The sequence below is a fragment of the Nonomuraea sp. NPDC050153 genome, assembly GCF_044460125.1.
In the GTDB taxonomy this organism is placed as follows: domain Bacteria; phylum Actinomycetota; class Actinomycetes; order Streptosporangiales; family Streptosporangiaceae; genus Nonomuraea.
In genome coordinates this window covers 81,252-106,864 of sequence record NZ_JBITJQ010000013.1, presented here as the reverse complement: position 1 = coordinate 106,864, position 25,613 = coordinate 81,252, and the positions used below count along the sequence as shown (strand labels likewise).

Below are 25,613 nucleotides of genomic sequence, written 5' to 3'. Positions count from 1 at the left end.
GTTGATAACTTACCGAAGCCGTGAGAGCCGTGAGGATGACCGTGTCGACCAGCACGCCTGAAAGCACCCCCGTCACCGGAACCGCCCGTGTCAAGCGTGGCATGGCCGAGATGCTCAAGGGCGGCGTCATCATGGACGTCGTCACCCCCGAGCAGGCCAAGATCGCCGAAGACGCCGGCGCGGTGGCCGTCATGGCCCTCGAGCGTGTGCCCGCCGACATCCGCGCCCAGGGCGGGGTGTCCAGGATGAGCGACCCCGACATGATCGACGGCATCATCGCCGCCGTGTCGATCCCCGTGATGGCCAAGGCCCGCATCGGCCACTTCGTCGAGGCCAGGGTCCTGCAGGCGCTCGGCGTCGACTACGTGGACGAGTCGGAGGTGCTGACCCCGGCCGACTACGCCAACCACATCGACAAGTGGCAGTTCACCGTGCCGTTCGTGTGCGGGGCCACCAACCTGGGCGAGGCCCTGCGCCGCATCACCGAGGGCGCGGCCATGATCCGCTCCAAGGGCGAGGCCGGCACCGGCGACGTCTCCAACGCCGTCACCCACATGCGCACGATCCGCGCCGAGATCAAGCGCCTCACCTCGCTGCCCGAGGACGAGCTGTACGTCGCGGCCAAGGAGCTGCAGGCCCCGTACGAGCTGGTCGCCGAGGTGGCCAAGACGGGCAAGCTGCCGGTCGTGCTGTTCACCGCGGGCGGCATCGCCACCCCGGCCGACGCCGCGATGATGATGCAGCTCGGGGCCGAGGGCGTGTTCGTGGGCTCGGGCATCTTCAAGTCGGGCGACCCGGCCAAGCGCGCCGCGGCCATCGTCAAGGCCACGACCTTCTACGACGACCCCGACGTCATCGCCAAGGTCTCGCGCGGCCTGGGCGAGGCCATGGTCGGCATCAACGTCGACGAGATCCCGCAGCCGCACCGCCTGGCCGAGCGCGGCTGGTAGACGGCGCGTCGTTGCAGGTCACCCGGCCTGCCCGCGTGGCATGATCACGTACGGCAGGCGGGGCGCACCACAGCGTGACGATGAAAATCGCCAGAAGAGGCGGCATCCGCGAAGGTTGCCGCCTTTTCTGTGTTGTGTGGAGTTCACCAAGTAGTCATGATCTTCAGTAAAGCTACCTGGCGTCCCCCTCACCCTTGATCGTCACAGGAGCGACACGTGTCCAAGCTGAACCGTCGGCACTTCCTCGTCACAGGGTTAGCGGCGGGCGCCGCCGTGACCATCCCCGCGACCGCCGCCCTCGCCGATCCCGCCGTCGATCCGGCCGTCGAGCTGGCTTCGCGCGACCTGCGTACCGACCCCTTCACGCTCGGCGTCGCCTCCGGCGACCCCGACCACGAGGGCTTCGTCCTGTGGACCAGGCTCGCCCAGGAGCCGCTGGCCGAGGACGGGTTCGGCGGCATGCCGCAGCGGCCGTTCCCGGTCCGGTGGCAGGTGTACGCCGACGAGCGGTGCCGCCGCGTCGTCCGCTCCGGCGTGAGCGTGGCCACGCCCGAGTGGGGTCACAGCGTGCACGTCGAGGTCGACCGGCTGAGCTCCGACCGCGAGTACTGGTACCGCTTCCGCGTGGGCACGTACGTCTCGCCGGTCGGGCGCGCCCGCACCGCGCCGCACCCGCTGTCGTACGGCACCTCGCTGGCCATGGCGTTCGTCTCGTGCGCCCAGTACGAGCACGGCTTCTTCACCTCGTACCGCAGGCTGGCCGAGGAGAACGCGGACCTCATCCTGCACCTGGGCGACTACCAGTACGAGTACACCAAGGACACCTACACCATCCCCGGCGGCAACGTCCGCGACCACGAGGGCCCCGAGACCGAGAGCCTGGCCAACTACCGCCAGCGCCACGCCCAGTACAAGGCCGACCCCGACCTGCAGGCCGCGCACGCGTCCGCGCCGTGGCTGGTGGTGTGGGACGACCATGAGATCGACAACAACTGGGCCGACGAGATCCCCGAGAAGCCCGAGGTCCCCCAGCCGAACTTCCTGGCCAGGCGCGAGGCCGCCTTCCGGGCCTACTACGAGAACATGCCGCTGCGCCGCACCTCCATCCCGCGCGGCATCGACATGCAGCTCTACCGGCGGATCCGGTGGGGCCGGACGGCCATGTTCCACATGCTCGACACCCGGCAGTACCGCGACGACCAGGGCTGCGGCGACGGCTACCGCGACTGCCCGGCCGCCGTGGACCCGGCCCGCTCGCTCACCGGGGCCGAGCAGGAGTCCTGGCTGCTGGACGGCTTCCACAACTCCCGCGCGCAGTGGGACATCATCGGCCAGCAGGTCTTCTTCGCCCAGCGCGACAACAACGCCGGCCCCGCCAAGGTCACCAGCCAGGACGCCTGGGACGGCTACGTCGCCTCCCGGCAGCGCATCACCCAGGGCTGGGTGGACGCCAAGGTGCGCAACGCCGTCGTGCTGACCGGTGACGTGCACGCGCACTGGGCCAGCGACCTCAAGCTGAACTACGACGACCCGACCGGGCCGTCGGTGGGCTCCGAACTGGTGGCCACCTCGATCTCGACCGGCGGCGACGGGGTGGACTCCGACCCGGCCACGCATCCGTTCCTGGCGATCAACCCGCACCTGAAGTTCTACAACAACCAGCGCGGTTACGTGCTGACGAAGATCGAGCGGGACCAGATGACCGCGGACTTCAAGGTCGTGCCGAAGGTGCAGACGCCGGGCGCCGATGTCTACACGCGGGCCACGTTCGTGGTGGAGGACCGGGTGCCGGGGGTGCAGCAGACCTACCTGCGGCCGCTCGACCCGACGCTGCGCGCCCCGCAGCAGATGACCGTGGAGGAGACGGTCCGCCTGGAGACCGAGCGTCCCTGACGGCCGGTTCGACGAGCGGCACCCCGGTTCCGGGGTGCCGCTTCTTCTTCGCCGGAATATTAGCCAGACTAAGTTAGTTGGGCTAAGCATGAGGGACGACCCCACCCGCCTGGCCGAGCAGGTCTCCACGGTGCTGCGCCACCTGGTCCTCCTGCTCAGGCGCACCGTCGCCGGCCAACCTGTCACCAGCCAGCAGTACGCCGTGCTCGGCTCGCTCGAACCCGGCCCGCGCCGCATGACCGGGCTGGCCGAGGAGCACGCCGTACAGCTGCCCACCATGACCGTGCAGATCAACCGCCTGGAGGACGCCGGCCTGGTGGCGCGCGGCTCCGATCCGGCCGACGCCCGCGTCAGGACGGTCGAGCTGACCGGCGAGGGCCGCGAGCGGCTGCTCGCCGTGCGGCGGGCCAGGATCGCCCACCTCAGCCAGGAACTGGCCGCGCTCACCGACGACGAGCGCGCCACGCTCGCGGCCGCGCTGCCCGTCCTGGCCAAGCTCGGCCGCAACCCCCGGTAGCTCGGCCGCAACCCCCAGACAGGCCGGCCGCAACCCCAGGTAAAGGAGCACCATGCAATCCGGCGGCGGAATCCTTCGCCAGCCCATGTCCGTCTGGGCCACCGCGTTCGCCGCGGTCGTGGCCTTCATGGGCATCGGCCTCGTCGACCCCATCCTCCCCTCCATCGCCCAAGGTCTGAAGGCCACGCCCAGCCAGGTGTCGCTGCTGTTCACCAGCTACTTCCTGGTGACGGCGGTGGCGATGCTGATCACCGGCTGGGTCTCCAGCCGCATCGGCGGCAAGCGCACGCTGCTGGCCGGGCTGGCGCTGGTCATCGTGTTCGCCGCGCTCGCCGGCACCTCCACCAGCGTCGGCGAGCTCGTCGGCTTCCGCGCGGGCTGGGGCCTGGGCAACGCGCTGTTCGTGGCCACCGCGCTGGCTGTGATCGTGGGCGCGGCCAGCGGCGGCGCGGAGTCGGCGATCATCCTGTACGAGGCCGCGCTCGGCCTGGGCATCTCCGCCGGCCCCCTGGTGGGCGCCCTGCTCGGCGACTGGAACTGGCGGGCCCCGTTCTTCGGCACCGCGACCCTGATGGCCGTCGGCCTCGTACTGATCGTCACCCTGCTCAGAGCCACGCCGAAGCCCGCGGCCAGGACCAGCCTCGCCGCCCCCATCAAGGCGCTCGCCCACGGCGGGCTGTCCACCACGGCCTTCACCGCGCTCTTCTACAACTTCGCGTTCTTCACCGTGCTGGCCTTCACCCCGTTCATCCTGCACATGTCCCCCTACGGCATCGGCGCCGTCTTCTTCGGGTGGGGCGTCTGCGTGGCGCTGGCCTCGGTGTTCGGCGCGCCGCCGCTGCAGCGCAAGATCGGCTCGGTGAACGTGCTGCACCTGTCGCTGGCGCTGCTGGCCGTGTTCCAGATCGGCATCGCCCTGTCCGGGCACGCCGGGATCATCCTGTTCACGGTGCTGTCCGGCATCCCCATCGGCCTGAACAACACCGTCTTCACCGAGTCGGCCATGGAGGTCTCCGACGCGCCCAGGCCCGTCGCCTCCGCGGGCTACAACTTCGTGCGCTGGATGGGCGGCGCGCTGGCCCCGTTCATCGCCACCAAGCTGGGCGAGGAGATCGGCGTCGCCGTCCCGTACGCGCTCGGCGCCGCGTGCTGCCTGGCCGGCATGGCCGTCCTTTACCTCCGGCGCCACCACCTGCGCGTCCTGAGCCGGGTGGACGCCGACCACACGCTCCAGGACGCCGTGGCTCCCGCCGCCCACGGGGCCTGACCTCCCGGCCCGCGACCGCACCTCGGTACGGCCCCCGGCCGCCCGCGCGCCACGCGGGCGGCCGACGCGAAAACGGCCCGGCAGGAAGATCCCGGTCCATCCTGGTGTTGAATTGTCTGAACCCGCACCCAGACGGAAGGATCGACTGTGCCCACGATCGGTGTACTCGCTCTCCAAGGAGACGTGCGCGAGCATGCGCGCATGCTTCAGGAGGCAGGAGCGTCGGCCACGGCCGTGCGCCGACCGGCCGAGCTGGACGCGGTCGACGGCCTGGTCATCCCCGGTGGGGAGTCGACCACCATGTGGAAGCTCGCCGAGACCTTCGACATGCTGGAGCCGCTGCGGATGCGGGTCAAGGAAGGCATGCCCGCCTACGGCTCCTGCGCCGGCATGATCATGCTGGCCGACAGGATCGAGGACGGCGTCGCCGGCCAGCAGACGATCGGCGGCATCGACATGGTGGTCAGGCGCAACGCGTTCGGCCGCCAGGTCGACTCCTTCGAGTCCGACCTGGACTTCGCGGGGGAGCGGGTGCACGCGGTCTTCATCCGCGCGCCCTGGGTCGAATCCCTCGGCGGCGACGTCGAAGTGCTGGGCAGGTGCGAGCCTGGGGATAGGATCGTCGCGGTCCGTCAAGGGCCGTTGCTCGCGACGTCGTTCCACCCCGAGCTGACCGGGGACACGCGCGTGCACCGTTACTTCGTAGACATGGTGAGGGAGCTCTAGGTAATGTCCGGCCACTCCAAATGGGCGACGACGAAGCACAAGAAGGCCGCGCTCGACGCCAAGCGCGGCAAGCTGTTCGCGAAGCTCATCAAGAACATCGAAGTGGCGGCACGGACCGGTGGCCCCGACCCGGACGCCAACCCCACCCTCTTCGACGCCATCTTCAAGGCGAAGAAGAACTCCGTGCCCAACGACAACATCGAGCGCGCCCGCAAGCGCGGCGGCGGCCTCGAAGCCGGTGGCGCCGACTGGCAGACCATCATGTACGAGGGCTACGCGCCCGGCGGAGTCGCGGTGCTCATCGAGTGCCTCACCGACAACCGCAACCGCGCGGCCTCCGAGGTCCGCGTCGCGCTGACCCGCAACGGCGGCTCGCTGGCCGACCCCGGGTCCGTCTCCTACATGTTCAACCGCAAGGGCGTCGTCATCGTGCCCAAGCAGAACGGGCTCGACGAGGACACCGTGCTCATGGCCGTCCTCGAGGTGGGCGCCGAGGAGGTCAACGACCTGGGCGAGTCGTTCGAGGTCGTCTCCGAGGCCGGTGACCTGGTGCCGGTCCGCAAGGCGCTGCAGGACGCCGGGATCGACTACGACTCGGCGGAGTCGAGCTTCCTGCCGACGATGAGCGTGCCGCTGGACGAGGAGGGCGCCAAGAAGGTGTTCCGCCTCATCGACGCGCTGGAGGACAGCGACGACGTGCAGAACGTCTTCGCCAACTTCGACGTGCCGGACGACGTGCTGGCGGCGCTGGACTAGCGGCCGGGCGGCTGAGGGCTCGGCGAGGCCGGGCCCTTGTTCGTGTGTGCCCTTGTTCGACAGGCGTTTCCCGTTCCGGGGCTTTCTTCGGGTGCGAGAGAGGGCGGGGCAGCGTAGGGTCGGGCGACGTGACTTCCCCCACCCCTCCACAGGCACCCTCTCCGGCGCTCGGCTGGCTGCTGGCCGTGCCCGCGCTGCTCGGCACCCTGATCTCGCTGGTGCTGCCCACGGTCCAGACGATGTGGCTCAGCCTGCAGCGCGGTGGCGTCCTGAGCGAGAGCACGTACGTGGGGTTCGCCAACTACGGCAGGCTGCTGGGCGAGGGAGAGTTCTGGCGGGCGGCGTGGTTCACGCTGACGCTGGTCGCGGTGCCGTTACTGGTCGCCGTGGTGGTGGCGCCGCTGCTGGCGCTGGCGCTCGACCGGGCGGGCACGTGGCCGCGGCGGGCCGGGCGGATCGCGTTGTCGCTGGCGGTCGTCACGTTCTCGCCTGTGGGGGTGGCGGCGGCCTGGATGCGGGGGCTGACGCAGGACGCGCCGGGCCTGGCGGGGCTGGCCGAGGGGCTGCGCGACCCCGCGAGCGCGCCTGGAACGCTCCGGCTGATCGTCGCGGCCGGAACTTTCGGGGTGGTGTGCGCGCTGGCGGTCATGGCGTTCCTGCCCGCCCTGCGCGCCGGCTCCGTCCCGCAGAGCCTCGCCGGCGGGCCCGCCCTTTCCGGTGGTGGTGTGGCGCCGGCGATGCTCGTGGTGGGCGTGGTCGTCGCGATCGCCACGGTCGCGGTCGGGCTCCAGACGTTCTCCATCGGCCTCGTGCTCACCCGGGGAGGCCCTGAGCGCTCCACAGAGACGCTCGCGGGGCTCCAGTACGACTCCGCCTTCCGGATGGCCGAGTTCGGCCCTGGCGCGTCCGTTGCGACCCTCACGGGGATGATCCTCGGCGTGCTGGGCATCGTCGCGACGGTCGTGGCGGCGGCCTCCCGGCTGAGCGTCACGCTGACCCCGCGTACCGCGCCCGGGGCCGCCGCGGGGGCACCGACCGCTCCGGGGGCCCCTGCCGGAGCGCCGGCCGTGCCCGGGGCCGTCGCGAGCGCGCCGGCCGTGGGCGCCGGGCGTGGTGCCTCTCCCGTCGGCACGGCCGTCGGGATCGTGGCGCTGGTGGTCTTCGTCGCCGTCGCGCTCGTGTGCGCCTGGCCGTGGATCGACGGCGTGCTCGCCTCGCCCGGCACCGAGGCGGGCTCTCTGCGCGCCCAGGTGAACACCTGGGTCCCGGCCATCGGAGGAGCGGTCGTCTCGGTGGGCGTCGCCTACCTGGCGGCGCTCGGGATCGGCGGCCTGCGGCCGCTGGGGCGCGGGAGCGAGTGGCTGCTGGTGGTCTTCGCGCCGTGGCTGTTCGTCGGCCCGGGGCCTCTCGGCGTCGCGAACTGGCAGAACATGCGCAACATGGGCCTCATCGACTCCTTCCTGGCCCTCTTCCCGCCCCTCCTGGTCAGCGTCCCGGCCCTGTTCGTCCTCACGCTCCTGTGCAAGGGGCTGGCCCAGCGCACCGACAAGGACTTCTTCGGCGGCGTCTTCCTCCCGTCGCTCCCCATGGCGGGCATCCTCGCCGGGGCCGTCGCCCTGCTGAACGCCCAGGGCCTCATCTGGCCGCTGCTGGTCGCGCAGAAGCCCACGTTGTACACCGCCCCGGTGGCGCAGATGGCCCAGCTCGGGTCCTTCTCCGTGGCCGCGCCGGACGTCGGCGCCTCGACGCCGCTGCTCGTCGTCGCCGTCGCGCTCGTCGCCGTCATGGCCGCCCAGCTGCTCTACCTCGACAGGCTCGCCATCACGACGAACGGCTCGCGCCCGCGCGTCGCCGCCGCGTAGGCGCGGCAACGGCGTTATCAGGTGGACCGCGGGCGTGGCCCGCCATAGGTTGGATGGTCGTGGAAATTCGCAACCTGACCCCTGAAGACCTCGATGACGTCCTCGACGTGCGCAGACGCTCGTTCGGGCCGCTGCCCCCTGGCGACACCGACAGGTGGCGCCGGGCGGTGTTCCCGGCGCTCGGCGAGGGCCGCTACCTGGGGGTGTTCGACGGCTCCAGGCTCGCCGGCGCCGCGCGGCTGCGCCGGTTCACGCAGTGGTGGCATGGCAAGCCGCAGCCGATGGCGGGTGTCGCGGGAGTCACCGTCAACCCCGAGGACCGTGGCCGGGGCGTCGGCACCCTGCTCATGAGAGCCGTCGTCGAGCGGGCCGCCACGCTCGGCGACGCGGTCTCCGCGCTGTATCCGGCCACCACGCCGATCTACCGCTCGATCGGCTACGAGCACGCCGGGGCCCAGCACAAGGTGCGGCTGCCGGCCGAGTCGTTGCGCCGGATCCGGCCGTCCGGGCAGGTCAAGCTGCGCAGGATGGGCCCGGCCGACGCGGCCGAGCTCGTCTCCGTGCTGCACCGCGTGCACGCCGCCGCCCGCGCCAGCGGGCCCGTCTGCTGGGACGAGGACACCTGGAGCCTGTGGCTGGGGAACCCGGACGACTTCCTCTACCTGGCCGAGGACGGCTACGTCATCTACCGGTGGCGTGGCGACGACATGCAGGTGGAGAACCTGGTCGCCGGGTCGGAGGAGACCACCAGGGCGTTGTGGTCGCTGGTGGGCAGCGCCTCGTCGATCGCGCGCAAAGTCGTGGCCGCCGTGGCTCCGGACGATCCGGTGCTGTGGATGACGCGGGAGCGGTCCAACGAGGAGGACCGGCAGGCGCGGTGGATGTTCCGGGTGCTGGACGTGGCCGCCGCGGTCGAGCGGCGGGGCTATCCGGCGTACGTGACCTGCGATGCCGTCGTCACGGTGGACGACCCGCTGAGGGGCGGGGGTTCGTGGCGGCTGGAGGTCGCGGGCGGGGCCGGTGCGGTCACGCCGGTGGAGGAGCCCGGGGCCGTGCTCTCCGTGAACGGGTTCTCGGCGCTGTACGCGGGCGTTCCGACGGCCACGTTGCGGTTGAGCGGGCTGATGTCGGGTGACGACCGGTACGACGAGGCGCTCGACACGGCCTTCGCCGCCAAGCCGTACATGCTGGACTACTTCTGATCCGAGGCGCGCCCGGAGCTTCTTTCCCCGGCCCGCGGGCGATTCCCGATGCGTGAGCGCCCCGGCCGGGGTAAAGTCTCTTGCCGAACAGGTGTTCGGCGACGGGAGGGCGGGCCGGTGCGGGTGATGGGCGTCGATCCGGGGCTGACCCGGTGCGGCCTGGGCGCTGTCGAGGGGCGGCCGGGCGCGCCGCTGACGCTCGTGGCCGTCGGGGTGGTGCGCACCGGAGCCGACGAGGAGCTCGGCGCGCGGCTCGTCGGCATCGAGGCCGGCATCGAGCAGTGGCTCGACGACGTGCGGCCCGACGCGGTGGCGGTCGAGCGCGTCTTCAGCCAGCACAACGTACGCACCGTCATGGGCACGGCCCAGGCGGCCGGGATCGCCGTGCTGTGCGCGGCCCGGCGCGGGCTTCCCGTGGCGCTGCACACGCCGTCCGAGGTCAAGGCGGCCATCACCGGCAGCGGCACCGCCGACAAGAAGCAGATCGGCGCCATGGTCACCCGGCTGCTGCGGCTGAGCGAGATGCCCAGGCCCGCCGACGCCGCCGACGCGCTGGCCCTGGCGATCTGCCACGTGTGGCGCGGCGGCGCCCAGCACCGCCTCGCCGCGGCCCTGGCCAAGGCCACCAGGAAAGACCCCCGACCGTGACCTCCCGCGAGCCGGCCCGCGCGGGCGCCGCGCCGCCCGCGGCCGGGGCGGTGCGTGAGGCGGCGCCTGGGGGCGGTGCGCGGTCTGCCGGTGCGGCATGCGCGGAGGCCCTTGGGGGTGGTGTGCCGTCCGTGGCCGGGGTGGTGATGCGCCGTTTCGCTGCGCCCTCGCGGCGTGTCGTGCGCGCTCATGCGGGAGGATGTCGGGCTGTGACCCTCGCCGGTGGCGTGCGGGCTCCGGCGGCGTGGAAGGATGGTGGGCTGTGATCGCGTCGGTGTCGGGCAAGGTGACCGCGATCGCTCCCGACGGAGCCGTGATCGAGGTCGGTGGCGTCGGCATCCTCACCCACTGCACCCCGGGCACGCTCGCCACGCTGCGGATCGGGGAGGACGCCCGCCTGGCCACCTCGCTGGTGGTGCGGGAGGAGTCGCTCACCCTCTACGGGTTCGCCACGGACGACGAGCGGGCCGTGTTCGAGCTGCTGCAGACGGCCAGCGGCGTCGGCCCCAAGCTGGCGCTGGCGATGCTCGCCGTCCACACGCCCAACGCGCTGCGCGTCGCCGTGGCCAGTGCCGACCTCAAGGCGCTCACGCAGGTGCCGGGGATCGGGCAGAAGGGGGCGCAGCGGATCGTGCTGGAGCTGAAGGACCGGCTCGGCACGCCGGAGGAGGCGGTCAACGCCGCGCTCAACGGGGAGCGGCGCGTGGCGGCGTGGCGGGATCAGGTCCACTCGGGGCTGGTGGGGCTGGGCTACTCCGGCAAGGACGCCGACGAGGCCGTCGCCGCCGTGGAGCCGGTCGCCGACGCCGACCTCGCCGCCGGACGCCGGCCGCAGGTGGCCGCGCTTTTGAAGGCCGCGCTCCGATCCCTGAGCGTCCGATGACCCGCCGCCGCCCTGCCCGTCCGAGCGCCGCTCCGGGCTTCCACGGTGCGCCGGGAGCGACCGTCCCGGCGGCCACGCGCCGTCCGGACGCGCCCCTGACGACGTCGCGGCGGCTGGGTGCCGGCGGTGGAGCTGCTGTGAGGGGGTGTGGGTGTGGGGTTTGAGCGGGAGCTGGTGTCGCCCGACGCCGGTGGCGACGAGCTGCAGATCGAGGCGGCGCTGCGGCCCAAGCGGCTCGGTGAGTTCATCGGCCAGGGCCGGGTGCGCGAGCAGCTCTCCCTCGTGCTCGAAAGCGCCCTGCGCAGGCAGCGGCCGCCCGACCACGTGCTGATGAGCGGGTCGCCGGGGCTCGGCAAGACCACGCTGGCCATGATCGTCGCCGCTGAGCTCAACGCGCCGCTGAGGATCACCTCCGGGCCCGCGCTGGAGCGGGCGGGCGACCTCGCCGCCATCCTGTCCACGCTCGCCGAGGGCGAGGTGCTGTTCATCGACGAGATCCACCGGATGGCCAGGCCCGCCGAGGAGATGCTCTATCTGGCCATGGAGGACTTCCGGGTCGACATCGTCGTCGGCAAGGGCCCGGGAGCCACGGCCATTCCGCTCGACATCGCCCCCTTCACGCTCGTCGGCGCCACCACCCGGGCCGGGTTGCTGCCCGCGCCGCTGCGCGACCGGTTCGGGTTCACCGCCCACATGGACTTCTACGAGGTCGGCGAGCTGGAGCAGGTGCTCTACCGCTCGGCCAAGCTGCTCGGCGTCGCGCTGCCCGGGGACGGGGCGCACGAGATCGCCAGGCGCTCCAGGGGGACGCCCCGCATCGCGAACCGGCTGCTCAGACGGGTGCGGGATTTTGCGGACGTAAGGGCCGATGGGGTGATAAATCGGGATATTGCCGCAGCGGCGCTCAACCTGTACGAAGTCGACGCCGAAGGGCTCGACCGGCTCGACAGGGCGGTACTCGGCGTGCTGCTGAAGAAGTTCGGCGGCGGCCCGGTCGGGCTGTCCACGCTGGCCGTGGCCGTGGGGGAGGAGCCGGAGACCGTCGAGGTGGTGGCCGAGCCGTTCCTCGTACGCCAGGGCCTGCTGGCCAGAACCCCGCGCGGCCGGGTCGCGACGGCGGCCGCCTGGAGCCATCTCGGCATGACCCCGCCCCCCGACGCGTTCGGAGCCGCGGTATTCGACTCAGGCGGCTGATCACAGAACGGTTGCAACCATTTCAAAATGGGAACTTCCCCGCGCGCCGAAACGCTGCCTCGTTGCCGCGTTTCGCAACAACGGCCTACACTCCGTGGCTTGGCTGGCTGTGTAGGCTGACGGGCTGAGCGGCGCGGCCCGACGCAACGCACGGAATTTCCGGCGCGAGGCCGGTGTCAACTTCTTGTACGACAATGGAAGGTCGCCCCTTATGGACATGGGACAACTCGGTAGCATCCTGCCGCTGATTCTGCTGGTGGTGGTGTTCTACTTCCTGCTGATCCGCCCTCAGCGCAAGCGCCAGCAAGAAGCCGTCCAAATGCAGAACTCCCTGGCTCCCGGCGCCCGGGTCATGACCACGACCGGACTGTTCGGCACCGTGGTGGCAGTGGACAATGAGGACGTGATCCTCGAGATCGCTCCGGGGATCGAGACGCGCTGGGTGAAGGCCGCCATCGGCCGCGTCGTCACACCGGGGGACGCTCCCGCGGCGGACGAGACCTCCGATGACGAGGCCGCACCCGGCGAGGAGGGTAAGAAGGAGTCCGAGGGCACCGTGGATCGCAACGATGACCAGGACTCCAGCACCAAGCAGTCCTGACTAAGCTCTGCGACAAACCTCTATCTGAAAGAACTGACGACCAGTGGCCCGACCGACCAGCCGCCACAGCCGACCGGGGCGAACGCTCCTGGTGCTGCTGGCGCTCATCCTCGCCCTGGGCGGGACGATGTTCCTGCAGAAGGCGTTCACGCCCAAGCTGGGTCTCGACCTCGCCGGCGGCACGACGGTGACTCTGTCCCCGGTGACGCAGAACAACGCGGCACCGCCGGATGAGATCCTCGACCGCGCGGTCAACATCATCCGCGATCGAGTCAACGGCACCGGCATCTCCGACGCGGAGGTCGCCAAGTCCGGCAGCAACATCATCATCTCGATCCCGGGCGTCGGACAGAGCGAGGCCATCAAGCTGGTCGCCACCACCGCGGAGCTGCGCTTCCGCCAGGTGCTGGCCATGGAGGCCACGCAGGTTCCCCAGAACCTGACCACCAACGCGCCGACGCCGAGCCCGTCGGCTTCGGCGAGCCAGTCCGCCACCCCCAAGTCGAGCAAGTCCGGCTCTCCCGCGGCTTCCACTCCCAAGCCCAGCACGTCCCCGACGGGCAAGGCGCTGTCGTCCGCGCTGACCGCGCCGACGCCCGCCCCGTCGGCGACGGCGCAGCCGACGGCGACGGAGAACCCGCAGAAGCAGCAGAAGAAGGGCCAGGACGGCAAGGCCACCCCGACGGCGGCCCCGTCCGGCCAGCCGAGCACGCCCCCCGCGCAGGACCAGAACGCCGGCATCAACACCCAGGGCATCGACCCGGCGGTGCTGGCCCAGTTCAACAAGCTCAACTGCGCCGACCCGGCCAACCGCGGCCAGGGCGTCCAGGACGACCCGAAGAAGCAGTACGCCGGCTGCGAGACCGACGGCAGCTACAAGTACGTCCTCGACGTCGCCAAGGTCGTCGGCACCGACATCGACACGGCCTCGGCGGGCGTCCAGCAGGGCACCGTCGAGTGGGTCGTCCAGCTCGACTTCAAGAGCAAGGGCGCCGCCGAGTGGAGCAAGCTCACCACGGCCGCCTACAACTCCCAGGAGCCCCGTAACAAGGTCGCGGTCGTGCTCGACGGCGTCGTCATCACCGCTCCCAACATCATCAGCCCGATCCCCGGTGGCCGGGCCGAGATCACCGGCGGCTTCGACCAGATCAGCTCCACCCAGCTGGCCGACCAGCTCAAGTACGGCGCGCTGCCGCTGAAGTTCAACCGCAGCTCGGTCGACACGGTCTCCTCGACGCTGGGCCAGGACCAGCTGCAGGGCGGTCTGGTCGCGGGCCTCATCGGCCTGGTGCTCGTCGTGGTCTACTCGATGCTCTACTACCGCGGCCTCGGCATCGTGGCGGTGCTGAGCCTCGTGGTCGCCACGATCCTGACGTACACGGCGGTGGTCGTGCTCGGCCACAACGCCAACTTCCGGCTCTCGCTGCCGCACATCATCGGCCTCGTGGTCTCCATCGGCATCACCGCCGACTCCTTCATCGTCTACTTCGAACGCATACGTGACGAGATGAAGGAGGGGCACCGGACGCTCCGCGCGGCCGTCGAGGTGGCCTGGGTCCGTGCCCGGCGCACGATCCTGATCGCCGACGCCGTCATGTTCATCGCCGCGATCGTGCTCTACTTCCTGGCGGTGGGCGGCGTGGCCGGGTTCGCCTTCGCGATGGGCCTGACCACGCTGATCGACATCGTGGTGGTGTTCCTGTTCACGAAGCCGTTCATCGCCCTGCTGGCGAGGCTGAAGTTCTTCGCCAAGGGGCACCCGCTGTCCGGCCTCGACGCCGAGCGCATGAGCGAGGCCGGCTCGTCCGGCCGCCCGACCACTCCGCAGGAGGCCTGAGATGGGACTCGCGCGTCGCCTCTACCGCGGCGAGATCAACGTCGACTTCGTCGGCCAATGGAGACTGTGGTACAGCCTGTCTGGCTTCCTCCTCGTCATCTCGCTGGCCGGGTTGCTCGTCAACGGGCTCAACCTGGGCGTGGAGTTCCGGGGCGGCACGGTCTTCTCGTTCAAGTCCGAGCAGGCCACCGTCCAGCAGGTCCGCGAGGCCGTCCTCAACGAGGGCGCGCACCAGGCGATCGTCCAGTCGGCCGGCACCGGCGGCTGGCGGGTGACCACCGAGAGCCTGGAGGAAAGCACCAGGGAGCAGGTGCAGTCCAAGATCGCCAAGGACTTCAACACCCCGGTCGGGCAGGTCAGCGTCCAGGCCATCGGCCCGTCCTGGGGCGGTGAGGTCTCCCAGAAGGCCTGGATCGGCCTGGGCGTGTTCATGCTGGCGATCATCCTGTACCTGTCGATGGCGTTCGAGCCGAAGATGGCGCTGTCGGCCATCGTCGCGCTCGTCCACGACCTCGTCATCACGGCCGGCATCTACGCCTGGTCGGGCTTCGAGGTCACGCCGGCCACGCTGCTGGGCTTCCTGACCATCCTCGGTTATTCGCTCTACGACGCGGTCGTGGTGTTCGACATGATCAAGGAGGTCACGGCCAAGCTGGGGCACACGTCGAAGATGACGTACTCGATGGCGGCCAACAACGCGCTCAACCACACGCTGATCCGGTCGCTGAACACCTCGCTGGTCGCGATCCTGCCGGTGGCGGCGATCCTGTTCATCGGCACCACGCTGCTCGGCGCGGGCACGCTGAAGGACCTGTCGCTGGCCTTGTTCGTCGGCATGATCGTCGGTACGTACTCCTCGCTGTGCGTCGCCACCCCGCTGCTGGTGACGCTGAAGGAGCGCGAGCCGAAGTACCAGGCCATCGCCAGGAGGCTGGCCTCGACGGGAAGCGGCAAGGGGCCGAAGGGCTCCAAAAGCGCGGCCGTAGCCAAGGGATAGCAAGCACGCGTACGCCACGACGCCCTCGCCCCGCACACGGGTCGGGGGCGTCGTCGTGCGCGCGCGGGATGGACCATCATGGAGCCCGGCACACCGCCGGTTGAGAATTGCGAGGAACCCCTATGACCGAGCTGAGCGCGATGATCCTGGACCGGATCAGGGACGTGCCCGACTACCCCAAGCCGGGCGTGCTGTTCAAGGACATCACCCCGCTGCTGGCCGACCCGGTCACCATGGCGGCCGTGGTGGAGGAGCTGGCCGGGCTCCACCAGGTGGACAAGATCGTGGGCATCGAGGCGCGCGGGTTCATCCTGGCGGCGCCGGTGGCTTATCGGGCGGGGGCGGGTTTCGTACCGGTACGGAAGAAGGGGAAACTGCCCGCCGAAACCCTCGAAGAGTCCTACGATCTGGAGTACGGCTCCGCGACCATCGAGGTCCACCGTGACGCCTTCACGCCCGGCGACCGCGTTCTCGTGGTCGATGACGTGCTGGCCACGGGTGGCACCGCGAAGGCGACCGTGGAGCTGGTGAAGAGGGCCGGCGCCGAGGTCGTCGGCATCGCCGTGCTCATGGAACTGGCCTTTCTCAAGGGACGTGACCGGCTGACGGGAGTGGACCTGCACTCCCTCGTGATCGTCTGAGCCCAGCCCCCGACGGCCCAGGTTCGCCACCTGGATACACTAGGGGATCTGGACTCGAACGTGAGGAGCCATTGCGTGAGGAGTCTGTGTGCCCCGTGATGTGGTCGTGCCCGACGTAACCGACTCCGGCAACGCCGAGGCGTCCGGCGTTCCAGCGGTGCGTCGAAGGCGGTTTGGGGGTGGGGCCATGAATCCGGTGCTGGAGCCGTTGTTCCGCACGGTCCGCGCCACCCACCCCAAGGCCGACCTGCGCCTGATCGAGCGTGCCTACGACGTCGCCGCCTACCACCACCGCGACCAGAAGCGGAAGTCGGGCGACCCGTACATCACGCACCCGCTGGCCGTGGCCACGATCCTGGCCGAGCTCGGCACCGACGACGAGACGCTGTGCGCCGCGCTGCTGCACGACACGGTGGAGGACACCGCCTACGGCCTCGACGAGCTGCGCGGCGACTTCGGCGACACCATCGGGTCCCTGGTCGACGGCGTGACCAAGCTGGACAAGGTGAAGTTCGGCGACGCCGCCCAGGCCGAGACCGTGCGCAAGATGGTCGTCGCCATGTCGCGCGACATCCGCGTGCTGATCATCAAGCTCGCCGACCGGCTCCACAACATGCGCACCATGCGCTACCTCCCCGAGCACAAGCGCCACCAGAAGTCTCGCGAGACGCTCGAGATCTTCGCCCCGCTGGCCCACCGCCTGGGCATGAACACGATCAAGTGGGAGCTCGAGGACCTGGCCTTCGCGATGCTCTACCCCAAGCGCTACGACGAGATCGCGCGCATGGTGTCGGAGCGGGCGCCGCGCCGCGACCTGTTCCTGCAGGAGGTCATCGAGAAGGTCTCCGGCGACCTGCGCGAGGCCAAAATCCGCGCCGTCGTCAAGGGCCGGCCGAAGCACTACTACTCGGTCTACCAGAAGATGATCGCCCGCGACGTGGCCTTCGACGACATCTACGACCTGGTGGGCATCCGCGTCCTCGTCGACAGCGTGCGCGACTGCTACGCCGCGCTCGGCACCATCCACGCCCGGTGGAACCCGGTGCCGGGGCGCTTCAAAGACTACATAGCGATGCCCAAGTTCAACATGTACCAGTCGCTGCACACGACGGTGATCGGTCCCGAGGGCAAGCCGGTGGAGCTGCAGATCCGCACCCACGCGATGCACCACAGGGCCGAGTACGGCGTGGCCGCCCACTGGAAGTACAAGGAGGAGGTCGGCGCGCCGGGCCCCACGGGCAAGGTCAAGCCGGGCAGCGACATGGCCTGGCTGCGCCAGCTCCTCGACTGGCAGAAGGAGACCTCCGACCCGGGCGAGTTCCTGGAGTCGCTGCGGTTCGACCTGTCGGTGTCCGAGGTCTACGTGTTCACCCCGAAGGGGCAGGTCATCGCACTGCCCGAGGGGGCCACGCCGGTCGACTTCGCCTACGCCGTGCACACCGAGGTGGGCCACCGCTGCATCGGCGCCCGGGTCAACGGGCGGCTGGTGCCGCTGGAGTCGCGGCTCGGCAACGGCGACACGGTCGAGATCTTCACCTCCAAGTCGCCGGACGCCGGGCCGTCGCGCGACTGGCTCAAGTTCGTCAAGTCGGGCCGGGCCCGCAACAAGATCCGGCAGTGGTTCTCCAAGGAGCGCCGAGAGACCGCGATCGAGGCGGGCAAGGAGGCCATCGGGCGGGCCATGCGCAAGCAGGGCCTGCCGCTGCAGCGGCTGATGTCCGGCGAGGCGCTGCTGGCGCTGGCCCGCGACCTGCGCTACCCCGACGTGTCCGCCCTCTACGCGGCCGTGGGGGAGGGGCACATCGCGGCGCAGGCCGTCGTGCAGAAGCTGGTGGCCTCGATCGGCGGCGTCGACAGCGCCGAGGAGGACATCGCCGAGACCTCGCTGCCCACCCGGCTGCGCGGCCGCCCCCGCGGCGGTGGCGGCGCGGGCGTGGTCGTGGCGGGCGACGCCGACGTGTGGGTACGCCTGTCGAAGTGCTGCACCCCGGTGCCCGGCGACGAGATCGTCGGATTCGTCACGCGGGGGCACGGGGTGTCCGTGCACCGCGCCGACTGCACCAACGTGCAGCAGCTCAAGGAGCAGCCCGACCGGCTCGTCGAGGTCAGCTGGTCGCCCGGCGACGACAGCGTGTTCCTGGTCGCCATCCAGGTGGAGGCGCTGGACCGGCCGCGCCTGCTGTCCGACGTCACGCGTACGCTCTCCGACCAGCACGTCAACATCCTGAGCGCGTCCGTCACGACCTCCCGGGACCGGGTGGCGATCAGCAAGTTCACCTTCGAGATGGGCGACCCCAAGCACCTGGGGCACGTGCTGAGGGCCGTGCGCAGCATCCAGGGCGTGTTCGACGTCTACCGCGTCAGCGGCGCCGGCAGCTGACCGCGCTCCCGGGCGCCGGTGCGTCAGCGGGGGCGGAGGTCGGGGAGGTTGACGACGACGGCCTCCTGGGTGCTGCGGGCGATGACGACCACGGCCTCCTGCGACGGGTCCGGATTCTCCTCCCGGTGGGGCACGTACGGGGGCACGAAGACGTAGTCGCCAGGCTTGGTGTCCAGCCGCACCTCCCGCCCGTCCTCCAGGAACACGAACGACGGCGTGCCGCTGACCACGTAGATGGCCGTCTCCGAGGCCCCGTGGTGGTGGTCGGACGAGCGCGTGGCGGGCGCGACGTGGGTCTGCCCCATCCACAGGCGGGACGACCCGGCCGTGGCGCCGCTGATCGCGGCCAGCCTGCGCATGCCGGAGCTCTGCGCCGTCTCGCCCGAGAGCTCCCCTGAGGGCACGTGACGCAGCGGCTGGTGGAACGGGTCACCCTCGGCCCTGTAACCCTCCCAGAGACGCCCTCCAGCGCGTTCCAGGACGTCCGAGGCGACGGCGGCCAGCCGTGTCGAGTCGTCGAGGGCGCCGAGCAGCGCCTCGGCCAGCACCGGGTCGTGGGCGCGCAGCTCGCGCAGCAGCCACTTGCCGCTCCCCTGCCACCTGCGCCCCAGCCCGAGCGCCATCCTGGCCGTCTCCTGCGCCACCTGCCACCGGATGAACGTCCTCTCGCCCGTGTCGGTGGCCCCCGAGAGGTCGTCCAGGAGGTCGGACAGGGCGTATCTGGCCCGTTCGGCCTGCGTGCTGGTCATGCCGCCCGGTCCGGCCGCCAGGCGCTCGCTCAGCGCCGCCTGGAGGTCGCTGGCCCGGCCGCTCGTCCGGTCGGCCAGCACCGCGCCGTCGGCGCACATGCGGGCCAGGCTCGGCTGGCGCCGGTCGAAGTCCTTGTCGAGGTAGGCGCGCAGGCTGGTCTCGCTGTGCACGAACAGCTCCACGGGCCACTCCCGCCACCGCAGCGACTCGCGGTAGGGGGTGGGCAGACCGTCGAGCACCACGACGACGTCGAGGTCGGAGGTGCTGGTGCGGCGCTCGGTGAGGGCGCTGCCGCCGACGAAGGCGTACAGGGCCCCCGGGAACATCTCCTCGACGAGGGCACGTGCGGCGCTGACGGGATCCATGCCGCCAGCCTAGGTCTCAGCCCCTTCCGCCGCCGCCCCATTTCACGCACCGCCACCACCTGATCGCGGACGGCCGCGTGGCCCGGTGGAGGCCGGACGGGGCCTCCACCGGGGTCAGCTGAACTCGGCGAGCGTGCGCTCGGCCTCCTCCAGCCACGAGCGCCGGGCGATCAGCGCCTCCTCGGTCTCCTTGATGTCCTTGGCGCGACCGGCGGCCTGCGCCTTGGACAGCCGGCTCTCCAGCTGCTCGATCGAGGTGCGCAGCTGGTCGACGGTGCTCTGCGCGCGGGCCCGGGCCTCGGGGTTGGACCGCTTCCACTCGGCGTCCTCGGCCTTGCGCACGGCCTCGTCCACCTTGCGCAGCCCGCCTTCGAGCCGGTCGCGCTGCTCGCGCGGCACCGGCCCGGCGGCCTCCCAACGCTCCAGGATGCTCCGCAGCGCCGAGCGGGCCGTGCGCACGTCCGTGACCGGAAGGATCTTCTCGGCCTCGGTCAGCAGCACCTCCTTGACCTCCGCGTTGGCGGCCAGCGAGGCGTCGCGCTCGGCGAAGACGGCGGAACGGGCCTGGAAGAACTGGTCCTGCGCGCCCTTGAAGCGGGCCCACAGCTCGTCCTCGGCCTCGCGCGAGGCCCGCCCGGCGTTCTTCCACTGCTGCATCAGCTCGCGGTAGATCGCCGCGGTCTGGCCCCAGTCGGTCGAGCCGGCCAGCGCCTCGGCCTCGGCGACGATGCGCTCCTTGGCCGCCCGCACGCCCTCGCGCTGCTCGTCGAGCCCCGCGAAGTACGTCTTGCGCCGCTTGGCGAACGCCGTGCGGGCCGCCGAGAGCCGCTTCCACAGCGCGGCCTCGGTGACCCGGTCGATGCGGTCGGCGGCCTTCCACTCCTCGACGAGCTGGCGCAGCCGCTCGCCACCCGACTTCCAGTGGGTGGTCTCGTCCGCGATGCGCTCGGCCTCGGCGACGATGCGCTCCTTGACCGACCTGGCCTCGGCGCGCGCGTGCTCGCGAGCGGCCTTGACCTCCTCGCGGCGCTGGGCGACCAGCTCCGTCAGGCCGTCGAGCCGGGCCGTCAGCGCGCCGAGGTCGCCGATGGCGTGGGCGTCGGCGACGGCCTCCCGCAGCTTGACGATGCTCGCCTCGGCCTGGGCCGGAGCCAGGTCGGTGCCCTTGACGCGCTGTTCCAGCAGCTGCACCTGACCGGCCAGCTCGTCGTACTTGCGATGGAAGTAGGCCAGTGCCTCTTCGGGTTCACCGGCCTGCCAGGAGCCGACGGCCCGCTCTCCCTCAGCCGTACGCACGTAGACGGTGCCGTCGTCGTCTACCCGGCCCCACGGGTCGGTGCTCACCGTGTCCTCCCGCACTTTCCATCAGACCCTTCGGGACTACTTGGTCCCTAGTTTGTATTACGTCAGCTCTTGCTGGCGATTGTCACGTCTTTGATTTCGACGGATTGCTTCGGTGCCCCCGTCCCGTCACCCGCGTCCCCGATGACGCCTGCTTTGTTCACCTTGTCCAGGATGTCGAGCCCCTTGGTGATCGTACCCACCGGCGTGTAATCGGGGGTGAGTCCGATGTCTCCGAAAACGAGGAAGAACTGGCTTCCCGTGCTCCCCGGCGCCTGCGTTTTGGCCATGGCCATCACGCCGCGCTTGTACTGGGCGCCCTGGAGGTTCTCCTCGGCCATGACGTAGCCGGGGCCGCCGGTGCCGTCCTGGCTCTTGCCGTCGGCCTTGGCCGACGGGTCGCCGCACTGCAGCATCGGGAACTTGGCGCTGCCGAGCCGGTGGCACTTGCTGCCGTCGTAGTACTTCTTCTTCGCCAGGAACTCCAGCGAGTTGGTCGTGCAGGGCGCCTTGGCGTTGTTCAGCTCGACCACGATGTCGCCCAGATTGGTCTTGAACGTCATCGTCTTCGTCGCCGGCGTGGTCTTGACCTTGGCCGGCGGCATGCCGACATCCTTGACCTGCCCGCCTCCGGCGTCCTTGACGTAGTCGCAGGTGCCGGTCGCCGCGTCGTACGGCTTGGGCCCCGCCGGCGCCGAAGCCGACGGCGCGGCGGTTTCGGCGGCGGACGCCGTGGGCGAGGAGGCCGCGTCGGTCCCCGCGTCGTTGCCGCCCAGCAGCGCGACCGCGGCCACGATGCCGCCGATCACGATCACGACGCCCACCGAGGAGCCGATGATCGCCGTGCGCTTGGCCTTCTGCTCGCGTTCGACCCGGCGCTGCATCTGCCGCTCGTAGTGCTCACGAGCTAGCTGCCTCTGCCGGTCCTTCCCCGTGGCCACCGCTTTGCCTCCCATAGTCAATCAACTGAGGTGGGCGAATCGTATCGGCCAACGGGTAATGATTCGCAGCCCGGCGACCCGCACCGGTACCCTTCGGTTACATTCCCATTGGCTTTTCGACGAGATCACCTGAGGCAGATGCTCATCGCCGGCTTCCCCGCAGGGGCCTTCCAGACCAATTGTTACGTTGTCGCGCCCGCGGCCGGCGAGGAATGCGTGATCGTCGATCCAGGTCAGGACGCGACCGAGGGCGTCGACGAGCTGCTGCGCGAGCACCGGCTCAAGCCGGTCGCCGTCCTGCTCACCCACGGCCACCTCGACCACGTCTGGTCGGTCGCCCCCGTGTGCGGCGCGCGCGACGTCCCCGCGTGGATCCACCCCGACGACCGCCACCTGCTGAGCGACCCCGCCGCCGGGTGGTCGGGCACGAGCGCCTCGCTGTTCGGCGGGCTGACGCTGAGCGAGCCCGACGACGTGCGCGAGCTGTCCGACGGGGCCGTGCTGGAGCTGGCGGGCCTCGAGCTCGTGGTCGATCACACACCGGGCCATACCAGGGGGTCGGTGAGCTTCCGGCTGCCCGCTGACGAGGTCATGTTCTCGGGCGACCTGCTGTTCGCCGGCTCCATCGGCCGCACCGACCTGCCCGGTGGCGACTACGCGACCATCCTGCGCAGCCTGGCTGCCAAGTGTCTGACGCTGCCTGACGATACGGTCGTCCTGCCGGGCCACGGACCACAGACTTCGATCGGCCGCGAGCGCGCTACCAACCCATACTTGAAGGAAGCGGCGCCGCAGTCCGGTCCCACACGAGGGATCTAATGAGCTTCCAAGCACCTAAAGGTGTCAAAGAGTACGTTCCACCGCAGGCCTCGACGTTCTATGCGATCCGCGGAGCGTTCGCCGAGACCGCCAGGCGGGCCGGCTACTCGTACCTGGAGACCGCGGTCTTCGAGGACACCCAGCTGTTCGCCCGTGGCGTCGGCGAGTCCACCGACGTCGTGAGCAAGGAGATGTACACCTTCACCGACCGCGGCGGCAGGTCGCTGACGCTGCGCCCGGAGTTCACCGCCGGCGTGCTGCGCGCGGTCCTGGAATACGGCCTGCACCGCGGCCAGCTCCCGGTGAAGGTCTGGACCGACGGCCAGGTGTTCCGCGCCGAGGCGCCCCAGGAGGGCCGCTACCGGCAGTTCTACCAGCTCGACCTGGAGGCGATCGGCAGCGAGGACCCGGCCGTCGACGCCGAGACGATCGCGCTGGCCTGGCAGTGGTACGCCGCGCTCGGCCTCACCCGGGTGCGGCTGCTGCTCAACTCGCTGGGCTGCAAGGAGTGCCGCCCGATCTACCGGGCCCGGCTGCAGGAGTTCCTGCGCGCGCTCGACCTCGACGAGGCCACCAGGGCCCGGATCGAGATCAATCCGTTGCGCGTCCTCGATGACAAGCGCCCGGAGGTGCGCGCGCAGATCGAGGACGCGCCGCTCATCGGCGACCACCTCTGCGCCGACTGCAAGGCCTACCACGACCGGGTCAAGCAGCTCCTGGCCGACCTCGGCATCTCGTGGGAGGACACGCCCAAGCTGGTGCGCGGGCTCGACTACTACACCCGCACCACCTTCGAGTTCGACCACCCGCTGCTGGGCGCGCAGTCCGGCATCGGCGGCGGCGGCCGCTACGACGGGCTCTCCGAGGCCATCGGCGGGCCGCCGCTGCCCGGCATCGGCTTCGGCCTGGGGCTCGACCGCACCGTCATCGCCTTGGAGCGGGAGGGCGTCGTGCTCGACACCCCGGCCCGCTGCGAGGTGTACGGTGTGGCGCTGGGCGACGAGGCGGCGCGGGCCATGTTCAAGCTCGTGAGCGGGCTGCGCGCGGCCGGTGTCGCCGCCGACATGTCCTTCGGCGGCAAGGGGCTCAAGGGCGCGATGAAGGGGGCCGATCGTTCCGGCGCCCGCTTCGCCCTGATCCTGGGCGAGCGCGACCTGGCGGCCGAGGCCGTGCAGGTGAAGGACCTGACCACCGCTGAGCAGACCGAGGTGCTCCTGGCCGAGGTCGTCGACGTTCTGAAAGGGAAACTGCAGTGATCCGCACGCACAAGGCCGGGTCGCTCCGCGAGGAGCATGCCGGGCAGCAGGTGACGCTCGCAGGATGGGTGGCCCGCCGCCGTGACCACGGCGGCGTGGTCTTCATCGACCTGCGCGACGCCTCCGGCTCGGCGCAGGTGGTCTTCCGCGAGGAGGACCACGCCCACGACCTGCGCGCCGAATACTGCGTGAAGGTCGTCGGCCAGGTCCGGGTCCGCCCCGAGGGCAACGAGAACCCCGACCTGCCCACCGGCGCGATCGAGGTCGTGGCCGAGCAGGTCGAGGTGCTGAGCGAGTCCGCGCCGCTGCCCTTCCCCATCGAGGGCAACGTGGGGGTCTCGGAGGAGGCCCGGCTCAAGTACCGCTACCTCGACATCCGCCGCCAGCAGGTGGCCAACGCCATGCGCACCCGCTCCAAGGCCACCTACCTCGCCAACGAGGTGATGCACGAGCTGGGCTTCGTCTACGTCGAGACGCCGACCCTGACCCGCTCCACGCCCGAGGGCGCGCGCGACTTCCTGGTCCCGGTGCGCCTGCAGCCCGGCAACTGGTACGCCCTGCCCCAGTCGCCCCAGCTGTTCAAGCAGCTCCTCCAGGTCGCCGGCCTCGAGCGCTACTACCAGCTCGCCAAGTGCTACCGCGACGAGGACCTGCGGGCCGACCGGCAGCCGGAGTTCACGCAGATCGACGTCGAGATGTCCTTCGTGGACCAGGAGGACGTCATCGAGGTCGGCGAGAAGCTGATCGGCCGGCTGTGGAAGGAGATCGCCGGCTACGAGCTGCCGACGCCGCTGCCGCGCATGACGTACGCCGACGCGATGGCCCGCTACGGCTCCGACAAGCCGGACCTGCGCTTCGGCCAGGAGCTGGTCGAGATGACCGGCTACTTCGCCGGCACCCCCTTCCGCGTCTTCCAGGCCGAGTACGTCGGCGCCGTGGTCATGCCGGGCGGGGCCTCCCAGACGCGCAAGGAGCTCGACGGCTGGCAGGATTGGGCGCGCAGCCGCGGCGCCAAGGGCCTGGCGTACGTGCTCGTCCAGGAGGACGGCACGCTGGGCGGCCCGGTCGCCAAGAACCTCACCGAGGCGGAGCTGTCCGGGCTCGCGGCCAAGGTCGGCGCCGAGCCGGGCGACGCGATCTTCTTCGCGGCCGGCCCCAGGCACTCCTCGCGCGACCTGCTGGGCGCGGCCCGCCTGGAGATCGGCCGCCGCTGCGGCCTGATCGACGAGTCGGCGTGGGCGTTCCTGTGGGTCGTCGACGCCCCCATGTTCGAGCCCGTGTACGACGAGGTGGGCCGCGAGATCGGCTGGACCGCCGTGCACCACCCGTTCACCGGGCCGAAGCCGGAGTACGCCGACACCTTCCAGGACCACCCGGGCGAGGCGCTGGCGTACGCGTACGACATGGTCTGCAACGGCATGGAGATCGGCGGCGGCTCGATCCGTATCCACCGGGCCGAGATGCAGCAGCGCGTCTTCGACGTGCTGGGCATCTCCAAGGAGGAGGCGGAGAGCAAGTTCGGCTTCCTGCTGGAGGCGTTCAAGTACGGGCCCCCGCCGCACGGCGGCATCGCCTACGGCTGGGACCGCATCTGCATGCTGCTGTCCGGCGGTGACTCGATCCGCGACGTGATCGCGTTCCCGAAGACGGCCTCCGGCTTCGACCCGCTCACGGGCGCGCCCACGCCGATCACGGCCGACCAGCGCAAGGAGGCGGGCGTCGACGCCCAGCCCAAGGCCGAGGTCTAGACACGCGAAAACGGCGGGCACCGGCTCCGGTGCCCGCCG

General features: G+C 70.7%; 22 protein-coding genes. 19 read left to right on the top strand and 3 right to left on the bottom strand.

Annotation, left to right across the window (positions count from 1 at the left end; all coding sequences use genetic code 11):
• Window positions 1-35 precede the first annotated feature (35 nt).
• The 16 genes from pdxS to ACIBQ1_RS29530 all read left to right on the top strand — a co-directional run bounded on the left by pdxS (window position 36) and on the right by ACIBQ1_RS29530 (window position 18,354).
• Window positions 36-950, top strand: coding sequence for a pyridoxal 5'-phosphate synthase lyase subunit PdxS (gene pdxS / locus ACIBQ1_RS29605; protein WP_253759299.1), 915 nt, complete (start codon window positions 36-38; stop codon window positions 948-950).
• A 216-nt stretch (window positions 951-1,166) separates the two neighbouring features.
• Window positions 1,167-2,843, top strand: coding sequence for an alkaline phosphatase D family protein (locus ACIBQ1_RS29600; protein WP_397282558.1), 1,677 nt, complete (start codon window positions 1,167-1,169; stop codon window positions 2,841-2,843).
• A gap of 88 nt (window positions 2,844-2,931) precedes the next feature.
• The gene (locus tag ACIBQ1_RS29595) at window positions 2,932-3,360 is read left to right on the top strand and encodes a MarR family winged helix-turn-helix transcriptional regulator (protein WP_397282557.1); all 429 of its coding nucleotides are present in this window, start codon (window positions 2,932-2,934) and stop codon (window positions 3,358-3,360) included.
• Between the two features lie 85 nt (window positions 3,361-3,445).
• Window positions 3,446-4,627, top strand: coding sequence for an MFS transporter (locus ACIBQ1_RS29590; protein WP_397282556.1), 1,182 nt, complete (start codon window positions 3,446-3,448; stop codon window positions 4,625-4,627).
• 147 nt (window positions 4,628-4,774) lie between these two features.
• Complete coding sequence (gene pdxT, locus ACIBQ1_RS29585; RefSeq protein WP_397282555.1) at window positions 4,775-5,353, top strand: pyridoxal 5'-phosphate synthase glutaminase subunit PdxT; 579 nt, start codon at window positions 4,775-4,777, stop codon at window positions 5,351-5,353.
• Window positions 5,354-5,356: 3 nt separating this feature from the next.
• A complete protein-coding gene (locus tag ACIBQ1_RS29580) occupies window positions 5,357-6,109 on the top strand; it encodes a YebC/PmpR family DNA-binding transcriptional regulator (RefSeq protein ID WP_397282554.1) in 753 nt (250 codons plus the stop codon).
• Between the two features lie 128 nt (window positions 6,110-6,237).
• Window positions 6,238-7,971 carry a hypothetical protein gene (locus ACIBQ1_RS29575; protein WP_397282553.1) on the top strand — a complete coding sequence of 578 codons (1,734 nt, stop codon included), beginning with the start codon at window positions 6,238-6,240 and terminating at the stop codon, window positions 7,969-7,971.
• Between the two features lie 59 nt (window positions 7,972-8,030).
• The gene (gene eis, locus ACIBQ1_RS29570; protein WP_397282552.1) at window positions 8,031-9,173 is read left to right on the top strand and encodes an enhanced intracellular survival protein Eis; all 1,143 of its coding nucleotides are present in this window, start codon (window positions 8,031-8,033) and stop codon (window positions 9,171-9,173) included.
• 117 nt (window positions 9,174-9,290) lie between these two features.
• On the top strand, window positions 9,291-9,821 hold the full coding sequence (gene ruvC, locus ACIBQ1_RS29565; protein WP_397282551.1) for a crossover junction endodeoxyribonuclease RuvC: 531 nt from the start codon (window positions 9,291-9,293) through the stop codon (window positions 9,819-9,821).
• A 262-nt stretch (window positions 9,822-10,083) separates the two neighbouring features.
• Entirely contained in the window at window positions 10,084-10,704 is a 621-nt protein-coding gene (ruvA, locus tag ACIBQ1_RS29560; RefSeq protein WP_397282550.1) for a Holliday junction branch migration protein RuvA, read from the top strand.
• Between the two features lie 153 nt (window positions 10,705-10,857).
• Window positions 10,858-11,898, top strand: coding sequence for a Holliday junction branch migration DNA helicase RuvB (gene ruvB, locus ACIBQ1_RS29555; RefSeq protein WP_397282548.1), 1,041 nt, complete (start codon window positions 10,858-10,860; stop codon window positions 11,896-11,898).
• A 211-nt stretch (window positions 11,899-12,109) separates the two neighbouring features.
• Window positions 12,110-12,499, top strand: coding sequence for a preprotein translocase subunit YajC (yajC, locus tag ACIBQ1_RS29550; protein WP_397282547.1), 390 nt, complete (start codon window positions 12,110-12,112; stop codon window positions 12,497-12,499).
• Window positions 12,500-12,542: 43 nt separating this feature from the next.
• A complete protein-coding gene (secD, locus tag ACIBQ1_RS29545; protein WP_397282546.1) occupies window positions 12,543-14,336 on the top strand; it encodes a protein translocase subunit SecD in 1,794 nt (597 codons plus the stop codon).
• A gap of 1 nt (window position 14,337) precedes the next feature.
• Complete coding sequence (gene secF, locus ACIBQ1_RS29540) at window positions 14,338-15,333, top strand: protein translocase subunit SecF (protein WP_397282545.1); 996 nt, start codon at window positions 14,338-14,340, stop codon at window positions 15,331-15,333.
• 122 nt (window positions 15,334-15,455) lie between these two features.
• Complete coding sequence (locus tag ACIBQ1_RS29535) at window positions 15,456-15,974, top strand: adenine phosphoribosyltransferase (RefSeq protein ID WP_397282544.1); 519 nt, start codon at window positions 15,456-15,458, stop codon at window positions 15,972-15,974.
• Between the two features lie 187 nt (window positions 15,975-16,161).
• On the top strand, window positions 16,162-18,354 hold the full coding sequence (locus tag ACIBQ1_RS29530; RefSeq protein WP_397282543.1) for a RelA/SpoT family protein: 2,193 nt from the start codon (window positions 16,162-16,164) through the stop codon (window positions 18,352-18,354).
• A gap of 23 nt (window positions 18,355-18,377) precedes the next feature.
• On the opposite strand, the gene ACIBQ1_RS29525 is transcribed toward ACIBQ1_RS29530, so the two are convergent.
• The 3 genes from ACIBQ1_RS29525 to ACIBQ1_RS29515 all read right to left on the bottom strand — a co-directional run bounded on the left by ACIBQ1_RS29525 (window position 18,378) and on the right by ACIBQ1_RS29515 (window position 21,751).
• Entirely contained in the window at window positions 18,378-19,469 is a 1,092-nt protein-coding gene (locus ACIBQ1_RS29525; protein ID WP_397282542.1) for a cupin domain-containing protein, read from the bottom strand.
• A 114-nt stretch (window positions 19,470-19,583) separates the two neighbouring features.
• Window positions 19,584-20,813 (bottom strand): DUF349 domain-containing protein, encoded by a 1,230-nt coding sequence (locus tag ACIBQ1_RS29520; protein WP_397282541.1) that lies wholly within the window; start codon window positions 20,811-20,813, stop codon window positions 19,584-19,586.
• A 62-nt stretch (window positions 20,814-20,875) separates the two neighbouring features.
• Window positions 20,876-21,751: a peptidylprolyl isomerase gene (locus ACIBQ1_RS29515; RefSeq protein WP_397282540.1), complete on the bottom strand. Its 876-nt coding sequence runs from the start codon at window positions 21,749-21,751 to the stop codon at window positions 20,876-20,878.
• Between the two features lie 138 nt (window positions 21,752-21,889).
• Here ACIBQ1_RS29515 and ACIBQ1_RS29510 point away from each other — a divergent pair, with 138 nt between their 5' ends.
• From ACIBQ1_RS29510 to aspS, 3 genes are read left to right on the top strand one after another with little or no spacing between them, the layout of a single operon-like run.
• Window positions 21,890-22,570 (top strand): MBL fold metallo-hydrolase, encoded by a 681-nt coding sequence (locus ACIBQ1_RS29510; RefSeq protein ID WP_397282539.1) that lies wholly within the window; start codon window positions 21,890-21,892, stop codon window positions 22,568-22,570.
• On the top strand, window positions 22,570-23,826 hold the full coding sequence (gene hisS / locus ACIBQ1_RS29505) for a histidine--tRNA ligase (RefSeq protein WP_397282538.1): 1,257 nt from the start codon (window positions 22,570-22,572) through the stop codon (window positions 23,824-23,826). The genes ACIBQ1_RS29510 and hisS overlap by 1 nt, the downstream gene beginning before the upstream one ends.
• A complete protein-coding gene (gene aspS, locus ACIBQ1_RS29500) occupies window positions 23,823-25,574 on the top strand; it encodes an aspartate--tRNA ligase (RefSeq protein ID WP_397282537.1) in 1,752 nt (583 codons plus the stop codon). Before hisS ends, aspS begins: the two co-directional genes overlap by 4 nt.
• Window positions 25,575-25,613 lie beyond the last annotated feature (39 nt).